Genomic DNA, 17464 nt, shown 5'->3' on the forward strand with positions numbered 1-17464 from the left:
ATTGCGAAAAGCAACCGGTTGAGCACGGGGTAAACCACCGGCAAAATGCAATCGGTTTTGGGGGCTGGGAATGAATGAGTTGCACCGCTCGGGTTGCCCGATCAATCTGACGCTCGAGGTCCTCGGCGACAGATGGAGCCTGATCGTCATCCGAGACATCATGTTCGGCAATCGCCGCCATTTTCGCGAGCTGCTGCAGAATTCGGTGGAGGGGATCGCCTCGAACATCTTGGCAGACCGCCTTCGCCGTCTCGTCGAAAACGGTTTGCTTACCAAAGAAGACGATCCTAGCCATAAGCAAAAGTCGGTCTATAGCCTCACCGAAATGTCGATCGATCTCGTGCCCTTGTTGGCGCAGATGGGCGCCTGGGGGCGAAAGCACATGCCTGTTTCAGAGGAGCTGGCGATCCGCGCCGAACTGCTGGAAAATGGTGGAGCGCAGCTGTGGAACGATTTCATGGATGAGCTGCGCGCCAAGCATCTCGGCATGGAGCTTCCACCGGGAACGCCTTCGGTCCTCGGGCGGCTGACGGAAGCCTATCTCGAGGTCGTCGCGCGGAAGAAAAGCGCCTGATCAGTCCTTGCGGAAGACAATGCTGGCCAGCCAGCCGGTGATCAGCGCCAGAAATACGGAGAAGGCGCCGTAAAGGATCGGCTTCTCGTGCGCTGCATCGGTGATCATCTGCTCGATGCCGGTTTTGATGACGCGCAGCGGCACGGATTTCTGCGTCACTAGCTTTCCGCTCTTGAACAGATAGGCGCGCACCGTATGCACGCCGTTCGGAATATTGGCTGGAAGCCGCAGGCTCGCCTTGAAGAGGTTGGAGCTGACGAAGCGGACCCCCGAGGGATCACGCTCGTAGAGGCCGCCGCTCTGCTGCAGCCGACGGAAGGATTCGCGGAATTCGCCCAGACTGCTGCCATCGCCGACATAGCCGACCGGCGTCAGCGGAATGTGGTCGATGCCGATCCCTTCGTCGGTGAGGTCGAGCGGCGTCGTGACGTCGTCGATCGCCCGTGAGCTCGACATCGAGTAGGAATGCGGCACGGCCTCGAAGGTCATCGAGCTGGTGTTGATCCAGATGCCGAAGACGCGTTGCTTCTTGCGCACCGTGGCGTTCTCGCGCGGGCCCTCCAGAACGACGACCACGTCATATTGCCCTACGGCCAACAGCAGCTGGTCGGTCTCGGTGACGGCGCCGAAGATCGTCAGGTCCGCGCCGCGGAAATCGGAGGTGATGGCGATTTCGCTGGTCGAGGTGCCGATCTCCAGGCCTTCGCGGGAGCTCTCGGAATTCTGCCCGGGCAGTAGCATCTGTGCCGATGCGAGGCCGGGCAGGAAGAGGGCGAGCGACAGGGCGAAGGCCGGAAGGCAGCGCATCAATTGCCTCCCATCACGATCGAGTAGATATCGGCAGGCGTGACGACCAGCGAAATCGCCAGACGAATGCCGACCGCAAGAACCAGTAGGCCGAGAAGGGCGCGCAGCTGCTCGCCGCGCAGCTTCTGGCCGACCCGCACGCCATATTGCGCGCCGATCACGCCTGCGACCATCAGGATGAAGGCCAGTACGATATCGACGGAAAAGTTCGTCGCGGCCTGCACGATCGTCGTGTAGGCGGTGACGAAGATGATCTGGAACAGCGAGGTGCCGACGACGACATTCGTCGGAATGCGCAGCAGGTAGATCATCGCCGGAACCATGATGAAGCCGCCGCCGACACCCATGACGGATGTCAGGATGCCGATCCCGAAGCCGAGCGCGATCACCGGGATGACGCTGAGATAGATCTTCGATTTCTTGAAGCGCACCTTGAAGGGCAGGCGATGAACCCAGTGATGATGCCCGGGTTTACGCGGCGCCGGCGCCTCGTTCTTTGCCGCGCGGCGCATCGCGTTGACGCTTTCGAGCAGCATCAGCCCGCCGACGGTGCCAAGAAACACCACGTAGAGCAGCGAGATGAACAGGTCGAGCTGGCCGAGACGGCGCAAGAGCGAGAAAATCCAGATACCGACGGTCGCGCCGGAAAGGCCGCCGATCAGCAGCACCGATCCCAGTTTGACATCGAGCGTGCCACGCCGGAAATGCGTGATCGCGCCGGAGATCGACGATGCCACGACCTGGTTGGCGCCGGTGGCAACGGCAACGACGGGTGGGATGTTGTAGAAGATCAACAGCGGCGTGATCAGGAAGCCGCCGCCAACGCCAAACATGCCCGACAGGAAGCCGACCGCGGCGCCCATGCCAAGAATGATGAAGATGTTCACCGACAACTCTGCGATGGGCAGATAAATTGCCACAACCGACCCCGATTACTCACTGCCCCCGCCGGGCAGGCGCGCTTGTCCTATTCGAATGGCGCATCATACTTGGAAATCGTTGCCAGAGGCTTTCGAGAAACGACATCCGTTCCGCACATTCCGCGGCGACAACTCCCGAATAATCCGGCTTTTTTCAGGATTTATGACAGGCCTTCGCGAAGTCCTGATGTTTTCTTGCCCGGCACCTGTCTGTGGCGCCGGGCAAAGACCATCTCTTGCCTAGAGACCGGCCCGTGCCAGCCCATGTTCGACAAGCCGGTCGATGACCTCGGGATAGCTGACGCCGCTTGCCGCCATCGCCTTCGAATACATGCTGATATCGGTGAAACCGGGGATCGTGTTCACCTCGTTGATCAGGAAACGCATGTCTTCGGTCAGGAAGAAATCGACGCGAGCCATGCCGTCGCAGCCAAGCGCGCGGAAGGCGAGTGCCGCGGTCTCGCGGATCTTTGCCTCGATCTCCGGCGGCAGCTCCGCAGGAACTTTCAGTGCCGCGCCGTCCTCGTCGATATATTTGGCATCGTAGCTGTAGAAGCCATGGCTTTCGGCCGGGATGATCTCGCCGGGGCGCGAAACGAATAGCCCGCCCTTGCTGTCTTCAAGCACACTGCATTCGATCTCGCGTCCGCGAATGAATTCTTCGGCGAGCAGTTTCCGGTCATGCTTGAAGCCTTCGGCGAGCGCCGGGCCGAATTCCTGGCTGCCGGAAACTTTGCGGACACCGACCGACGAGCCCTGCCGTGCCGGCTTGATGAACAGCGGCAGGCCGAGTTCATTTTCGAGGGCGTCGAATGCGGGTGCCTTTCCCTCATGGATCGTCACCGCCCGGGCAACCGGCAAGCCAGACGCGCGCAGCAGCTGCTTGGCGATATCCTTGTCGAGGGCCGTTGCCGAGCCAAGGATGCCACAGCCCACTAGCGGCACGCGGGCGACCTCGGCCAGCCCCTGCACCGATCCGTCCTCGCCATGGATCCCGTGCAGCACGGGAAACAGGATGTCGATCTTGCCGGCATCGCTGATCTTGCCCGCGTCGATCGCGATCATCCGTCCAAATCCGCCCGGCACAAGCGCCAGCTCGGTGCCGCTGAGAGGCTTGGTCAGGTTTCCATTCTCGAAACGGCTGAGCAGCCACTGGCCCTCGCGGGTGACGAAAACCGGAACCGCCTCGTATTTCGAAGGCTCCAGCGCCCGCATCACGTTCGTTGCCGATAGCACCGAAACGTCATGTTCCGCCGAGCGGCCGCCGAAGAGCACGGCGATGCGCAGCTTGCTGCGGGAAGATGTCATGAGAACCTCCGGAATGATCTGGTGTTGAAATCGTCAGAAGCCGACGGCGATGCCGCGATTGGCGAAGAAGCGGTCGAAGACGGCAAGCGGCAGCATCACGTCGGCCTGACTCGCAGCATCGTGGCCGGATGGATTGTGGAAGCGGATCGTGTCCGGCGAGGCAGCCGTGACCAGAACCAGATGTCCGCCCTTCGACGGCGGTATGCGGTCCGGCCAGCGAATGCCGCTATGGACAGACGCGATGAAGAACGGCCGTTCCGTCAGAAGCGCCGAAATAGCTGATGTCTGGACGCCGGTCATCGTCTCGGCGGTGAGTCCGAAATGCTCGCGCACGTAGGTTACGAAGGGCGCATAGATCAGCCCCTTGATCGAGGCATCCAGCTCGTTGACGACATAGCCGCCATAGGCGGTGCAGACCCGCGCCAATGCCAGCGTCGGGCGGATCTCTCCGCGGGCGGCCAACACCATCTTCAGGCAGGCCATGCCGCAGACGTTGACGGCCCAGCGCGCGTATTCCTCTACAGTCTCCGCGCCCGACCGTTGCCAGAGCGGATCGCGCAATAGCGCCGCCGAGCCCTCGGCAAGTACGGGCAACGTCATGTCAGCCGTTTCCCACTGGCTGAAATAGGGCACGCTGTCCCGCTGAATGCTCACGAATCCCCCGGCTGGCAATCAATCACGGTGGCGAAACTCCAAAAGCAAAACGACCCTTTTGCGGCGAAGGCAAAAGGGCCGTTCCGATTTCACGCTTTTACGCCGGCGTTATGCCTTGGTGGCGTTCTTGGCGTTGCGCTCCAGCAGAGCTTTCACCGTGTCGTCATTGATCTTGCCCGAGGGATCCTGGCCGATCGACTTCTGGAAGCTCTTGATCGCCGAGACGGTCTTGGCGCCCATCTCGCCGTCAGGCGTACCGGCGTCGAAGCCGTTATTGTTCAGGATCGCCTGAATGTTGCGGATCGCCTTCTTCATGTCGACGCTGGAGGTGCTGGTGCCCTTGCCGGTCCAGGCGTCGGGCACGTCGATGCCGTTGGCCTTGTTGTCGAGTTGCTGCGGCTTCCAGGCGTCGGTGGTGACGCGCGCCTTGTCGAGATCGGCAGGCTTCATCGCCTTGGCCACTTCGTCGCGCTTGGCACCAGCGTCCTTGTCGCCACCCTTGGCGGCGATCGCGAACCACTTGTAGCTCTCGCCGAGATCCTGCGTCACGCCATTGCCGCGGGCGCAGAGGATGGCGAGGTTGAACTGGCTGTCGGTGATGCCGAGATTAGCAGCCTTGGTGAACCAGTTCGCCGCCGTCGCATAATCCTGCTGGCCGAGCGCGCCGGAGGCGTAGAGCACGGCGAGATTGTGCATGGCGCTGGCATTGCCCTGGTTGGCCGCCTGCTCGTAATAGTCCTTGGCCTTGTTGATGTCGCGGGCGACACCGGTACCCTTTTCATAGATGCTGCCGAGACGGTACTGCGCCGGGGCAAAGCCCTTGTCCGCAGATAGCTGGTACCACTTGACGGCATCGGCTTCGCTGACCGTCACGCCGTTGCGGCCTTCGCTGTAACGGGCAGCGATTTCGAACAGGGCGAGTGCATCGCCAGCGCGTGCCGCGTCGGCAAGTGCCGCCGGCTGGATCACGTCAGGAATGGTCAGGCCCGGCTGGGCCGGTGCCGCGTTGGTCGAGGCCGGGGCATCCTTCGGCGCGAAGGCCGTGGCGTCCTGCGTCGGGGCGCCCGGCGTCAGGGTCGCAGCGCCTTCGCCGTCGAGCGGTGCCGCATCGGTCAGGTGCTCGGTTGGTGCAGCTGGCGGAACGGCGGCCTGAGGCGCAGCTTCGGGAGCAGCCGGTGCTTCATTCTGGGCGGCTACAGGTGCATCGGCCTGCGGAGCGGCCGAGGTGTCGGCCGTTGCCGGGGCCTGCGTGGCATCGCTCAGCACGGCCACTTCGGCTGGCGGTGCGCTTTGGCCGGATGTCAGCGTCCGGGCAAGCGGGAACGCCATGATCGCCAGAAGAACGGCGCCGACGGCGAGAAGCAACGGACGGCGGAAGCGCGAGAACGAGCTCGCGCCACCGGCAGGCTTCGGAGCCTTGGCCTTCTTCTCACCCTTGACCGGCTGTGCCTTCGGGTCGGATTCGATTGCGGCAGCCTGTGCCGCGCGGCGGGCGGCCGCGATATAGTCGGCGCGATCGTTTTCGGTCGCAGGCTTTGGATTGGCACGCGCTGCGCTCTGGCTGGCGCGAACCCGCTCCAGGATCTTCTTGACGTCAGGGGCGCCGGAGCCCGGCTCCAGCAGCTCGTTGGCCTCTTCGGACGGCACGACATCGACAGGATCGATCGACGGGACCGGATCGATGACGGTGCGCTCGCCAGCCTGGGCCTTCGGCGCCTTCTTGCCCGGCATCAGCTTCTTGCCGAGCGCCAGGAACAGGCTCTTGCTCTGCTTGGCGTCAGCGGCGGGCTTGGTAGCGGCCTCGATGGCGATTGCGCTGGTGTGGCTGACGGGAGGCTGCATCGGCTGCGGCGCAGCCGGTTCGCTGACGGCGCGGGCAGCGGGTGCGGCAGCTGCAGTCTTCGTTCCAAAGACTGCAGGCCTTTCGGCCTCAGCGCCGGCCGGGATCAGCGAATAGGGATCGACTTCGAAATCGGCGTTGGCGGCCGGCATCCGTGCAGCCGGCCTACTGTTGCGCGTTTCCATGTCGTCAAGCCGGTCGGCAATGTGGACGAGCGTTTCATGCAGGGCCTGGAACGTCTTGTGGGTGCGTTCCTCGCCGCTGCGGCTCAGGTCCTCGAGTTGGCGAAGATCGGCGGCAAGGGCGTTCAGCGCCGACATGTCGGCGGCCGGGACGGAACCTGCCTGCAGGTTGCCATTGCGGGAATAGGCATCGACCACCGCTTCGGCGGCCTGGCGTGCGGCTTCGATGATATATTCGTCGCTCGTTGCCATGTAATCTTCGATCGCGCCCATGCGACGGTCGAGATCGATCGACAGTCCCTCGTTGCCGCGCGGTTCGTGCAGCAGTGCCGAAAGATTGGCGATCTGGTCTTCGAGGCTCTTCAGTGCTCGCGAGTCGGTTGCCGGTGCCGCTGTGCTTTCTTCCAGCCGGGCGGCGATGTCGCTGAGGCGGCCCTCGATGCGGCGGAAGGCGCTGTCGTCAACAGGCGCCTGGGCCACCGGCGCAGGCTGCATTTCCATCTGGTCGATACGGCGGGCGAGATAATCGAGACGCTCGGCCAGAACATCGTTGACCGCACCGCTTTCGAGCGCATCGATCTTGCGGGAGATATCGGCCAGCGCGCCGTTCAGCTCAGGCTGTGCAGCGGCCTTGTGCGTCCGCTCCAGCATATAGGACAGCTGTTCCAGCCGTTCGTCCAGGCGCGAGCTTGCCTTGGTGTTTGCCAGTTCCTCGACGCGGCGCGTCAGCATTTCCAGCCGGTCTGCCATGCCGTCCGCAGGGTTCGAGCCGACACTACGGCCCATCAGGTCGATTTGTTCGGCCAGCGCGTTCAGGCGGCCTTCGAGGCGGTGCATCAGCGCCGGATCGCCGCTGGTGGCATTGCGGCTGCTGGCGGCGATCGCCCGGCTGATTTCGTCGAGGCGCGTATCCATTGCCGCGAACTGCTCGGACATTGCCCGGTCATGCGGCTGGATCATGCTGCCGAACTGTTCCATCGCGCTGGCAATGGAGATCAGCTTGTCTTCGAGTGCCCGCACGGCCGGGCTTTCGCCCATGCCGCCGATATGGCGCTTGATGTCGTCAAGGCGGTAGGCGAGCGTCACCAGCTCTTCCTGCAGGCCCGCCGTGTCCAGCGCATGCAGCTGGTTTTCGAAACCATCCCAGCGGCTTTCCATGTGACGAACGGAATCCTCGCGGGCGAGGCCGTCCATCAGCGAGCGCAGTTCGTCGAATTCGCTGCGCAATCCCGCAGCTTCCGGACCGGCAGAGCGGTGCGACAGCTGGTCGATGCTCTCGGCCAGGCGGCCCATGTCTTCGCGGATGTCGTCGGCAAAGCGGCGATCTTGCGCCGATGACTTGAGGTCGCGAAGCTCGCTCCGCAGCGCACTCATTTCGCGGGTTACACCTTCGGAGATGTCGCGCTTGAGATCCTGGCGCAGGTTGACCAGCGCCTGGGCGATCTCGGTCATCGTGTCGCTGGAGGCACCATAGGCGGGAGCCGGCGCTGCGGCCGGTGCCGGAGCGCGGATCGCGGGTGCCGGTTCACGGTAGGCGGCAGCAGCTGCCGCGCGTTCGGCGGCGGCGCGTTCGCGTCCCTGTTCCAGCATGCGCTGGCGCTGGCGGATTTCGGCGAGCGGATCGGGACGTGCTGCTGCGGGAGCGGCGTAGGCCGGTCGCGGCTGCTCGTAGGATCGCACATAGGCGTCACGTTCCGGCGGCGCGTTGCGCGGCGCAACGTCGCGCGGGCCATTGCCGCCCATCAGTCCTTCGATGCGCGCCTCCAGGCCTTCGATCGTGCGATTAAGCGCGTCGAGAGACGACCTTTCGGGGCTCCGGGGAGAATTTGATCGCGATCCGTTCATCTTCTTGCTCGCTTCGTCTGCCTCAACCCTCGTCAGGGTTCGGCTATTGGCTTGAGAGACCGTACATCCGAGTTTAGTTTTTTAGACTTTCCTCAAGCTGGACGGCGTAGCGGCATTCCGAAGAAACGCGAGACTTGAAAAAGGAATGCGGATTACCACTGCTCACCGCGCACCTTTCACGAAACGTGGTAAACAACCCGTTAACTTGCGTGAGAATTTTTTAACGTTTGGATCTTTGCTGCGCTTTTCCGGGGCTTAGGAGCGCCGCGCTTTGATCGTGTTCATCACGAAGCTGGTCTCGATCGTATCGACGCATTTCAGCTTGGCGATCTTGTCCTTGATGAAACGTTCGTACTGTTCAAGCCCGGCACTCATCACTTTCAGCACATAGTCTTTCGAGCCGGTGACCAGATGGCACTCCAGTACTTCGTCCCAGCCGCGTACTGCATTCTCGAACATCTGGATCTCGTCCTCGTGCTGGCGGCTGAGCCGGATCGAGGCGATCGCCGTCATCGTCCAGCCCTCGACGGCGGGATCGATCAGCGCCGTGTAACCCTTGATCACACCGGTCTCCTCGAGCCGCCGCAATCGCCTCAGGCAGGCGGAAGCCGATAGCCCGACGCGCTCGGCCAGCTCGTTGTTGGTGATACGTGCATCGGCTGCCAACTCCCGGAGGATACGGCGATCGATCTCGTCGGCAATTTTCTGCGTCATGCTGATGAAACTCCGCAATAAGTTGCTCTGTGGAACATCATGCCGCGCGAAATAGCAAGAAAGTGCCGCCGCATTTGATATAATTTGCGGTGCGAAAACCGTGACATCGATCGAGGAGACATCCGATGACTGCGCCGCACCCTTCGAGAACCCATATCGGCAATCATGCCCTGCATCCGGAAACCCAGATGCTGAACTATGGCTATGATCCCGAACTCTCCGAAGGCGCCGTCAAGCCGCCGGTCTTCCTGACCTCCACCTTCGTCTTCAAGTCCGCCGAAGATGGCCGCGACTTCTTCGACTATGTCTCCGGCCGGAAGGAGCCGCCGGAAGGCAAGGGAGCTGGTCTCGTCTATTCGCGCTTCAACCACCCGAACAGCGAGATCGTCGAGGATCGTCTTGCCGTCTATGAGCGGACGGAAAGCTGCGTGCTGTTTTCATCGGGCATGTCGGCGATCGCCACGACGCTGCTCGCCTTCGTTCGCCCCGGCGATACAGTGCTCCACTCCCAGCCGCTCTACGGCGGCACGGAAACGTTGCTCGCGCGGACCTTCCTCAATCTCGGCGTCTCGGCCGTTGGTTTTGCCGATGGTGTCAGCGAAACGTCAGTAGAGGCAGCAGCCGAAGAGGCCATGGCCAAAGGCCGCGTTTCGGTCATTCTGATCGAAACGCCGGCCAATCCGACCAACAGTCTGGTCGATGTCGCAATGATCCGCCGCGTCGCCGATGCGATCGGCAGGAAGCAGGGTCACACCCCGATCGTCGCCTGCGACAACACGCTGCTCGGCCCGGTCTTCCAGCGGCCGATCGAGCATGGCGCCGATATCTCGCTCTATTCGTTGACCAAATATGTCGGCGGGCACTCGGACCTGATCGCCGGTGCCGCCCTTGGCCGCAAGGCTGTGATGAAGCAGGTGAAGGCGCTGCGCGGTGCCATCGGCACGCAACTCGATCCGCATTCCTGCTGGATGCTCGGGCGGTCGCTGGAAACGCTGCAGATCCGCATGGAGCGGGCAAACAGCAATGCCGAGGCGGTTGCCGGTTTCCTGCGCGATCACCCGAAGGTCGAGCGGATCCATTATCTGCCCTACAACGACGCGCAGTCGCCGGTTGGGCAGACATTCGCCACGCAATGCAGCGGCGCGGGCTCGACCTTCTCCTTCGACATCAAGGGCGGCCAGCCGGCCTCGTTCAAATTCCTGAACGCCTTGAAGATCTTCAAGCTCGCCGTCAGCCTCGGCGGAACGGAATCCCTGGCCTCTCACCCGGCAACGATGACGCATTCGGGCGTTCCGGCAGATGTGCGCCAGCGCATCGGCGTACTGGAATCGACGATCCGGCTGTCGATCGGCATAGAGCATCCCGACGACCTGATCGCCGATCTGGCATTGGCGCTCGACGAAGCGTAAGGGCGGGCGGCCTCAGGCCGCCGCTACCTCCCTGACGTCATCGAGGAGAAAATGCACGACGACATATTTCGTCGTGTAGTGCCTGCCGCTATCCGACGTCAGGTCGGCGCTGCCGCCGTCGGCCGGATGCCAGGCGTGATAATGGGGGTTGGTGGTGATCAGGGTAATCGCCTTGCCGGCAAATCGGCCGTCGAGGCGATAACGGGCCTCGGCCAGAGGCCAGATCCGCTCGTAGTCTTCCTGTGGAATACGAACCTTCAGCGCGTTGCGACGGGTGGCGGCGCCATGCGTCCCATCCTCGTGGGTCACCGCTGGAAGGTCCAGCACCACTTCCTCCGCATCCTTGAGAACGAAATTGAATTCCTCAGGCCACATGCGTCTCATGAAATCGCTCCTCCCAAGCTCATTCTTCGGTTAGCCAGCGAAATGTAACGCGTCTGTCGGCGGAAGCAACAGCCGGTTATGAAAGCCAGTCCGGAAAGTCGTCGCCGGCGGGGACCCGGTCCCATGCCTGGGCGGCAATCTTCCAGCCATCACTGCCCTTCACCAGCAGCATCATCTCGACATTGTTGCTGCGATCGCGTCCATTCTCGATCGCCTCGCAACTGGCAACGGCGACGGCGATATTGCCGAAAACCAGGATCTTGCTTGCAGGACAGCGCTCGGCAAAGGCCCGAAGGGAGGTCTGCGACAGGCCTTCCATGCGCTCGAGAAACTTGGCTGCCGTCTGCGCTCTTGCCGGGCGCGCCGATGCGAATAGCTGGGCATCCGGATGGAAGTCCTCCATGAAGCCATCGGCTTCAGGCCCAGCACCGTAAGTCCAGCTCAGATGGGCAAACTGGCGTGCGATGAGATCTGCAATGGCGCGATGGTCGTCCATGCGCTCCTCCGGTTGCAAGTGCAGTTCAAGTTTACCAGCTTTCCGGGCCAATGTCCGCTGCCGGAGATTGCTGCCAGCAAGGCATTGTTAATATTCGTGGAACTTCAGCACTTGCGTTCGCGAATCATGGCATCATGTTTAAGCAGTTCGTGACTGACGACGGAGGTTTGGAATGGGACAGGTTGTCCGGCTCCCCGCCAATGAAGCTGAAAGATTGCTCGCTGTTCGCGCCTTGAATGCTGCGAGCCGCAGTCCGACGCCGGAACTTGCCGCCCTGGCCGAACTCGCCCGCGGCGTCTTCGGCACGCCCTTTGCCGCCATCAACATCATCGACGAGGATTGGCAGCGGATCGCCGGCCAGGCCGGAATGCAGCTCGCCGAGTGCTCGCGCGATCTCTCCATCTGCACCCGCGTCGTCTACGCCAACGATCTCGTCATCGTCCCCGACCTGCAGCGCCATCCGGAATTGTCGCGCATGCCCTATGTCGAGGGTCATCCGCATTTTCGCTTCTACGCCGGCGCGCCGATCGAAACCGATGACAGCCTCGCTGTCGGCGCCTTCTGCATTCTCGATACGAGGCCGCGGGATCTCTCGGAAGTCGAAATCGACAGCCTCCGCCGCTTCGCGCTGGTCGCAAGCGCCTTGCTCCGCCTGCAGAAGGCCAACATGATCATGGGCCTCGCCGAAACCAGTCTAAGGGCTGCGGCGATGACCGATCCGCTCACCGGCTTCTACAATCGCTCGGCTCTCGCGGCGCTGGTCGATGGCGAACTCGACAGATCGCTTGCGGCAGGCCAGACCTTCGGCGCTCTCTATCTCGATATGGATGGCTTCAAGGGCATCAACGACCGTCTCGGCCACCATGCTGGCGACGAAGTGCTGCGCGAAGCCGCAAACCGCATCCGCGCCGTCGTCCGGGCAGGTGATATCGCGGTGCGCATGGGCGGCGACGAATTTGCGCTCTTCGTTCCCAATCCGCCGAATGCAGCCGCTCTATCCTCGGTCGCCGACCGGCTGGTGGCGGCGTTCCGCCAGCCTTTCGAGGTCGAGGGCCAGACAGTTTTTGCCCGCCTCAGCATCGGTGGGGCCTTGGCACCGCAGGCCGGGACGAACCGTATCGATCTTCTCAAGGTCGTCGATACCGCGCTCTACCAAGCGAAGGCTGCGGGCCGTGACCGCTACCTGATCGCGGGCATCTGACGGGCCGCTTTCAGCGCTCTTTCCAGCGAGTGGTAGATGCGCGGATCATCGCATTGCGCGGCGTTGAAGCGCAGGTAGCTGTTGGATGTCTGCGAGAGGCTGAAGGCGTTGCCGGGCGCCAGCACAACATTATCGGCAAGGCAGGCCTGCGCGATGTCTCCGGCATTGATCCCATCAGGCAGCCGGCACCACAGGAAAATCCCGGATCGTGGCCGGATCCATGGCTCGATGCCGAGCCCGGCTAATCGGCCGATCGTGTCGTCCATGGCCTTGGAAAGCCGGACCTTCAGCGTATCGAGATGCTTGCGGTAGCTGCCGTCGGTCAGAAGCAGCAGTATGAGTTCGGCATTGAGCCTGCCGCCGCCAATGCTCGTCACCAGCTTGAGATCAATCAGCGGTTCGACCCATTCCGGCTTCGCTGCGATGAACCCGCAACGCACCGAAGTCGAAATCGTCTTCGAGAAGCTGCCGACATGCACGACCCGCTCCAAACCATCGAAAGCGGCCAGCCGCGGCGAGGGTTCATGCTCCAGATCGGCGAAGATATCGTCCTCGATGATTGTCATGTTGGCCCGCTCTGCCAGCTTTAGCAGCTTGTGCGCGACAACGGCGGAGCAGGTGGCTCCGGTTGGGTTGTGGATGGCCGAGTTGGTGATGTAGAGCCGCGGCCGGTGCTGTTCGATCGCTTGCTCGAAGGCTTCGATATCGGGGCCATGCGGTGTCATCGGCACCGCGACGGCCCTAGCGCGATTGGCGCGCAGCAGCGCATGAAAGTTGAAGTAACAGGGATCATCGACGATCACCGTATCGCCCGGCTCAATCAGGAACCGGCAGACCAGATCGATCGCCTGGGTGCCGGATTCCGTCAGGATGATGTGATCAGGGGAGGCCGGGATACCGCGTTCGTTCATCCGCCGGGATAGCAGTTGCCGCAGTGGAAGCTGGCCGAGCGGCGTTCCGTAATTGGCAAGAACGGCATCCTCTCCGCGGGCAATGGTCCGCAGCGCCTTTCGCATCGCATCGACCGGCATCCAGCTTTCCGGCAGCCACCCGCATCCGGGCTTCAGCAGGGCAGGGCTGTCTTCCAGCGATTGCCGGTAGACCCAGAGCGGATCGATCGCCCGGTCGAGTTTCGGTCCGATATCGGACAGCGTCAGCGGTGCTGGTGGGCTGGATGCGTAAAAGCCCGATCCCGGGCGTGAGCGAATAAGGCCTTCGGCCGCCAACCGCTCGTAGGCCTCGACCACGGTCGAGGCCGAGACATGCATGGTCTTGGCGAAGGCCCGCACCGAAGGCAACCGTGAACCTGCCACCAGTTCCCGCCCGGATATCCGCCTGCGTATCTCCGTCATCACGGCGCCGATGCGCTTGCCGCTCTCCGGATTCTTGATCGTCTGATCCATCTGTGCTGTATCCGTGTCCATAACAGTTTGTGCAAACTGTACCGCACTGTTGCTGGCAATGCCATGCCCTCGGGTTCATAGCAGGTGAGAACAGGAGCATGCAGATGGACAGAACGGCAGCCGGTTGGCTCAGTGGCTTTGTGGGGATTCTCATTTTCAGCGGCTCGCTACCCGCGACCCGAGTTGCCGTGGCGAGTTTCGACCCAGTGTTCCTCACTGTGGCGCGCGGCGCGATCGCCGGCATCCTGGCCGGCGGGCTTCTGCTTCTGTTTCGCGAAAAGCGCCCGCAGCGTGGTGATCTGCTGCCGCTCGTCGTCGTTGCCCTCGGCGTCGTCGTTGGCTTCCCGCTGTTGACGGCGCTGGCACTGAAACACATCACCTCGGCGCATTCGACCGTCTTCATCGGCCTGTTGCCGCTCTCGACGGCGATCTTCGGTGTTCTGAGGGGCGGCGAGCGGCCGCAACCGGTCTTCTGGCTGTTCTCCTGCCTGGGCAGCGCCATCGTTGCCGGTTTCGCCCTGATCCAGAGCGGCGGCGCAATATCGCCAAGCGATCTCTTGATGCTTGCCGCGATCATCGTCTGCGGTCTCGGTTATGCCGAGGGCGCGCGGCTTTCCCGCAAGCTCGGCGGCTGGCAGGTAATTTCCTGGGCGCTAGTCCTCTCTCTGCCGCTGATGTTAGTGCTCTCGGTCGTGGCCATGCCTGAAACGCTACCCTCTATAAGCAACCCATCCTGGCTTGGTCTCGCCTATGTCTCGCTGTTCAGCATGCTGATCGGCTTCATCTTCTGGTATCACGGCCTGGCGCTCGGCGGCATTGCCGGGGTCGGCCAGCTGCAGCTGCTGCAGCCGTTCTTCAGTCTGGTGCTCGCCGCAACGCTGCTCGGGGAAAGTGTCAGCTGGGGCATGCTGGCGGCCACGCTCGCCGTCGTTGCCTGCGTTGCCGGCGCGAAGAAATTTGCCAAGGCCGCACCGCCGCTGGCGCATCCGGCACTCAGCGTCTGAAGGCTCGCCTCGAGCGGGGCGTGATCACACATTTCGCCGCCGCTTTGCCTGCGTCAGAATAACGCTCAAAAACTGTTGTCCAGCAGGAACTCCGGCCCTGCCTTCCGCGTTGATATGACGCCTTGAAGGAGGGCATTTCCATGAGCTCGCATATCGACCCCAAGATCACCTCGCTGCTCGATGCCAGAAAAGTGTGGAGCGTCAGCGATTTCGCCCGCAAACAGGGGTTGGACAAGAAGCAGGAGCGCGAGCTCGTTCAGCTCTTCGGGCACTTCGCCACGAAGCAGGAACTGATGGCAAATTGCCTGCGCCCGCGGCTCACACGATAGCGTTACAAAAGCCGGATATGGTGAGCCAGCTCACGGGGACCATTTCTTGTTTACAGACCTGATGTCCGAAATCCGGCATGCGCAGAAAAACATCGTAAACATGCATCGCTGGCAGCGCCGCTCGCTGATCCGCAAGATCGTTGATGAGCTTCATACGCTCCGCGACGACGATCTCTGCGACGGCGTCTTCGACCGCAACGACAATCTCGACAAGTTGATCTTCAACGCCTGCACCTCCGTCAGCGCTCTGGCGGAGACTGATGACGCCTATTTCGGTCTGGTGCTCGAGGAGTTTTCCACTCTTCTGAAAGCCATGAGCGACGTGATCCGCAGGCAGTCCGCCCTCTCGGCGGAGCTTCACTGACGCATCGGTGCTTACAGGTTGGAGACGGACCGCCTCGGACTCTTCACAAATTCGCGCGAATGCAAAATTTGACGTTTACGCAAACGTCAATATTTTGTAAGACACTGCCATGTGCCGGTCTCGGTCCGGTCTGCGAATTGGAGGAATTCGAACGATGCCAGTCTACAAGGCCCCGGTTAACGACACGCTCTTCGTGCTGAACGACGTGCTGGGTCTGGAGCGTTACAACAATCTCCCGGGCTTCGCGGACGCCACGCCTGACATGATCGAGGCCATTCTTGGTGAGGCCGCAAAGGTCGCCGAGGAGGTGCTTTTCCCGCTGAACTATTCGGGCGATCAGGAAGGCTGCAAGCGCGCCGACGATGGCTCCGTGACCGTCCCCAAGGGCTTCAAGGAAGCTTACGACGCCTATTGCCAGGGCGGCTGGACCGGCCTTGCCGTGCCGGAAGAGTTCGGCGGCCAGGGCCTGCCCTACACGCTGCACGCCGCCGTCGGCGAATATACCTCCGCCGCCAACATGTCGCTGATGATGTATCCAGGCCTGACCCAGGGCGCGATTGCCGCGATCCTCGTCCATGGCTCCGACGAGCAGAAGCAGACCTACCTGCCGAAGATGGTTTCCGGCGAATGGTCCGGCACCATGAACCTCACCGAACCGCATTGCGGCACCGATCTCGGCCTGCTGCGCACCAAGGCCGTGCCGCAGGGCGACGGCAGCTACAAGATTTCGGGCCAGAAAATCTTCATCTCCGCCGGCGAACACGGCATGACCGGCAATATCGTCCATCTGGTGCTCGCCCGCATCGAGGGCGCGCCTGAAGGCACCAAGGGCATCTCGCTCTTCATCGTCCCGAAATTCATCGTCAAGGAAGACGGCGCACCGGGGGATCGCAACGCCGTTTCCTGCGGCGCCATCGAGCACAAGATGGGCATCCACGGCAACGCCACCTGCGTCATGAACTATGACGAGGCGACCGGCTATCTTATCGGTGCCGAGAACCGCGGCCTCAACGCCATGTTCGTGATGATGAACGAAGCTCGCCTTGGCGTCGGCCTGCAGGGCCTGTCGATCTCCGAGATCGCCTATCAGAATGCCGTTAATTATGCCCGCGAGCGCATCCAGGGCCGTTCGCTCTCCGGCCCCAAGGCGCCGGAAAAGAAGGCCGATCCCATCATCGTTCACCCGGATATCCGCCGCTCGCTGATGACCGTCCGCGCCTTCAATGAGGCCGGCCGCGCCTTCCTGCTCTGGACGGCGCTGAAATCCGATATCGCTCACCGTTCAGCAGACGACAAGGAACGCCAGACGGCCGACGATATCCTCGGTCTGGTCACCCCGATCCTCAAGGGTGTCTTGACCGACAAGGGCTTCGACCACGCCGTCATGGCCCAGCAGGTCTTCGGTGGGCACGGCTATATCGAAGAACACGGCATGAGCCAGTATGTCCGCGATGCCCGCATCGCCATGATCTATGAAGGTGCCAACGGCATCCAGGCACTCGATCTCGTCGGCCGCAAGCTCGGCCTCAACGGCGGCCGCGCGGTCATGGCGCTGTTCAAGGAGATCGGTGATTTCTGCGAGGAAAACCGCAACGACGAGAAGCTCGCCTTCTTCACCAAGCATCTGAAGAAGGGCTTGGACGACGTCCAGGCGGCAACCATGTGGTTCATGCAGAATGCCATGGCCAAGCCCGACAATGCCGGTGCCGGCTCGACCGACTACATGCACCTCTTCGGCCTCGTGGTCCTGGGCTACATGTGGGCGAAGATGGCCAAGGCCGCCGAAGACGCGCTTGCGAATGGCGATAGCGCCCGTGCCGATTACCTGAAGAACAAGCTCGTCACCGGCAGGTTCTACATGGAGCGTATCATGCCCGAGACGGCGCTGCGCAAGGCCCGCATCGAAACCGGCGCCGAAACGATGATGGAACTCGCCGCCGAGGCGTTTTGATAGGCGTTCCTTCTCCCCAGCGGGGAGAAGATGTCCGAAGGACAGATGAGGGGGTGAGCGCGAACGGCCGACAGGCCGA

Annotated in this window: 16 protein-coding genes; 7 read left to right on the forward strand and 9 right to left on the reverse strand. The window is 62.3% G+C overall.

The annotated features are described in order from the left end of the window. Window positions 1-70 precede the first annotated feature (70 nt). Entirely contained in the window at window positions 71-574 is a 504-nt protein-coding gene (locus AC1DIJ_RS18105) for a winged helix-turn-helix transcriptional regulator (protein WP_112387516.1), read from the forward strand. On the opposite strand, the gene AC1DIJ_RS18110 is transcribed toward AC1DIJ_RS18105, so the two are convergent. From AC1DIJ_RS18110 to AC1DIJ_RS18135, 6 genes are all read right to left on the reverse strand, one after another. Then, the gene (locus AC1DIJ_RS18110; RefSeq protein ID WP_112387517.1) at window positions 575-1381 is read right to left on the reverse strand and encodes a TIGR02186 family protein; all 807 of its coding nucleotides are present in this window, start codon (window positions 1379-1381) and stop codon (window positions 575-577) included. Continuing rightward, window positions 1381-2301, reverse strand: a complete 921-nt coding sequence (locus AC1DIJ_RS18115) for a sulfite exporter TauE/SafE family protein (protein ID WP_112387518.1) — start codon at window positions 2299-2301, stop codon at window positions 1381-1383. Before AC1DIJ_RS18115 ends, AC1DIJ_RS18110 begins: the two co-directional genes overlap by 1 nt. Window positions 2302-2541: 240 nt before the next feature. Beyond that, window positions 2542-3609, reverse strand: coding sequence for a D-alanine--D-alanine ligase family protein (locus AC1DIJ_RS18120; RefSeq protein WP_112387519.1), 1068 nt, complete (start codon window positions 3607-3609; stop codon window positions 2542-2544). Between the two features lie 33 nt (window positions 3610-3642). Next, window positions 3643-4257, reverse strand: coding sequence for a C39 family peptidase (locus tag AC1DIJ_RS18125; RefSeq protein WP_112387700.1), 615 nt, complete (start codon window positions 4255-4257; stop codon window positions 3643-3645). Window positions 4258-4371: 114 nt separating this feature from the next. Further along, a complete protein-coding gene (locus tag AC1DIJ_RS18130) occupies window positions 4372-8130 on the reverse strand; it encodes a peptidoglycan-binding protein (RefSeq protein WP_112387520.1) in 3759 nt (1252 codons plus the stop codon). A 255-nt stretch (window positions 8131-8385) separates the two neighbouring features. Continuing rightward, entirely contained in the window at window positions 8386-8844 is a 459-nt protein-coding gene (locus AC1DIJ_RS18135; RefSeq protein ID WP_112387521.1) for an Lrp/AsnC family transcriptional regulator, read from the reverse strand. A gap of 125 nt (window positions 8845-8969) precedes the next feature. Between AC1DIJ_RS18135 and AC1DIJ_RS18140 the strand changes: the two genes are divergently transcribed. Then, entirely contained in the window at window positions 8970-10253 is a 1284-nt protein-coding gene (locus tag AC1DIJ_RS18140; RefSeq protein WP_112387522.1) for a cystathionine gamma-synthase family protein, read from the forward strand. A 12-nt stretch (window positions 10254-10265) separates the two neighbouring features. On the opposite strand, the gene AC1DIJ_RS18145 is transcribed toward AC1DIJ_RS18140, so the two are convergent. Together AC1DIJ_RS18145 and AC1DIJ_RS18150 are read right to left on the reverse strand one after the other, a co-directional pair. After that, window positions 10266-10637, reverse strand: a complete 372-nt coding sequence (locus AC1DIJ_RS18145; RefSeq protein WP_112387523.1) for a hypothetical protein — start codon at window positions 10635-10637, stop codon at window positions 10266-10268. Window positions 10638-10713: 76 nt separating this feature from the next. Beyond that, entirely contained in the window at window positions 10714-11133 is a 420-nt protein-coding gene (locus tag AC1DIJ_RS18150; RefSeq protein WP_112387524.1) for a hypothetical protein, read from the reverse strand. A gap of 172 nt (window positions 11134-11305) precedes the next feature. Here AC1DIJ_RS18150 and AC1DIJ_RS18155 point away from each other — a divergent pair, with 172 nt between their 5' ends. After that, complete coding sequence (locus AC1DIJ_RS18155; protein ID WP_112387525.1) at window positions 11306-12334, forward strand: sensor domain-containing diguanylate cyclase; 1029 nt, start codon at window positions 11306-11308, stop codon at window positions 12332-12334. On the opposite strand, the gene AC1DIJ_RS18160 is transcribed toward AC1DIJ_RS18155, so the two are convergent. Beyond that, window positions 12313-13737, reverse strand: a complete 1425-nt coding sequence (locus AC1DIJ_RS18160) for an aminotransferase-like domain-containing protein (protein ID WP_112387701.1) — start codon at window positions 13735-13737, stop codon at window positions 12313-12315. The two genes, AC1DIJ_RS18155 and AC1DIJ_RS18160, sit on opposite strands and share 22 nt — an antisense overlap. Before the next feature lie 104 nt (window positions 13738-13841). On the opposite strand from AC1DIJ_RS18160, the gene AC1DIJ_RS18165 reads away from it, so the two are divergent. From AC1DIJ_RS18165 to AC1DIJ_RS18180, 4 genes are all read left to right on the forward strand, one after another. Beyond that, window positions 13842-14741, forward strand: coding sequence for a DMT family transporter (locus tag AC1DIJ_RS18165; protein ID WP_112387702.1), 900 nt, complete (start codon window positions 13842-13844; stop codon window positions 14739-14741). 140 nt (window positions 14742-14881) lie between these two features. Then, window positions 14882-15070: a hypothetical protein gene (locus tag AC1DIJ_RS18170; RefSeq protein WP_112387526.1), complete on the forward strand. Its 189-nt coding sequence runs from the start codon at window positions 14882-14884 to the stop codon at window positions 15068-15070. 46 nt (window positions 15071-15116) lie between these two features. Next, a complete protein-coding gene (locus tag AC1DIJ_RS18175; protein ID WP_148194269.1) occupies window positions 15117-15434 on the forward strand; it encodes a hypothetical protein in 318 nt (105 codons plus the stop codon). Between the two features lie 154 nt (window positions 15435-15588). Next, on the forward strand, window positions 15589-17385 hold the full coding sequence (locus tag AC1DIJ_RS18180; protein WP_112387528.1) for an acyl-CoA dehydrogenase C-terminal domain-containing protein: 1797 nt from the start codon (window positions 15589-15591) through the stop codon (window positions 17383-17385). The last annotated feature ends 79 nt before the right edge of the window (window positions 17386-17464 follow it).

The organism is Rhizobium sp. 10N427 (genome assembly GCF_056394605.1).

Bases quoted from the DNA above. Each gene is read 5' to 3' on its own strand.
- AC1DIJ_RS18130 (WP_112387520.1), bottom strand. From the start codon at position 8,130: ATGAACGGATCGCGATCAAATTCTCCCCGGAGCCCCGAAAGGTCGTCT.
- AC1DIJ_RS18140 (WP_112387522.1), top strand. From the start codon at position 8,970: ATGACTGCGCCGCACCCTTCGAGAACCCATATCGGCAATCATGCCCTG.
- AC1DIJ_RS18145 (WP_112387523.1), bottom strand. From the start codon at position 10,637: ATGAGACGCATGTGGCCTGAGGAATTCAATTTCGTTCTCAAGGATGCG.
- AC1DIJ_RS18160 (WP_112387701.1), bottom strand. From the start codon at position 13,737: ATGGATCAGACGATCAAGAATCCGGAGAGCGGCAAGCGCATCGGCGCC.
- AC1DIJ_RS18165 (WP_112387702.1), top strand. From the start codon at position 13,842: ATGGACAGAACGGCAGCCGGTTGGCTCAGTGGCTTTGTGGGGATTCTC.
- AC1DIJ_RS18120 (WP_112387519.1), bottom strand. From the start codon at position 3,609: ATGACATCTTCCCGCAGCAAGCTGCGCATCGCCGTGCTCTTCGGCGGC.
- AC1DIJ_RS18155 (WP_112387525.1), top strand. From the start codon at position 11,306: ATGGGACAGGTTGTCCGGCTCCCCGCCAATGAAGCTGAAAGATTGCTC.
- AC1DIJ_RS18150 (WP_112387524.1), bottom strand. From the start codon at position 11,133: ATGGACGACCATCGCGCCATTGCAGATCTCATCGCACGCCAGTTTGCC.
- AC1DIJ_RS18180 (WP_112387528.1), top strand. From the start codon at position 15,589: ATGCCAGTCTACAAGGCCCCGGTTAACGACACGCTCTTCGTGCTGAAC.
- AC1DIJ_RS18110 (WP_112387517.1), bottom strand. From the start codon at position 1,381: ATGCGCTGCCTTCCGGCCTTCGCCCTGTCGCTCGCCCTCTTCCTGCCC.
- AC1DIJ_RS18135 (WP_112387521.1), bottom strand. From the start codon at position 8,844: ATGACGCAGAAAATTGCCGACGAGATCGATCGCCGTATCCTCCGGGAG.
- AC1DIJ_RS18170 (WP_112387526.1), top strand. From the start codon at position 14,882: ATGAGCTCGCATATCGACCCCAAGATCACCTCGCTGCTCGATGCCAGA.
- AC1DIJ_RS18105 (WP_112387516.1), top strand. From the start codon at position 71: ATGAATGAGTTGCACCGCTCGGGTTGCCCGATCAATCTGACGCTCGAG.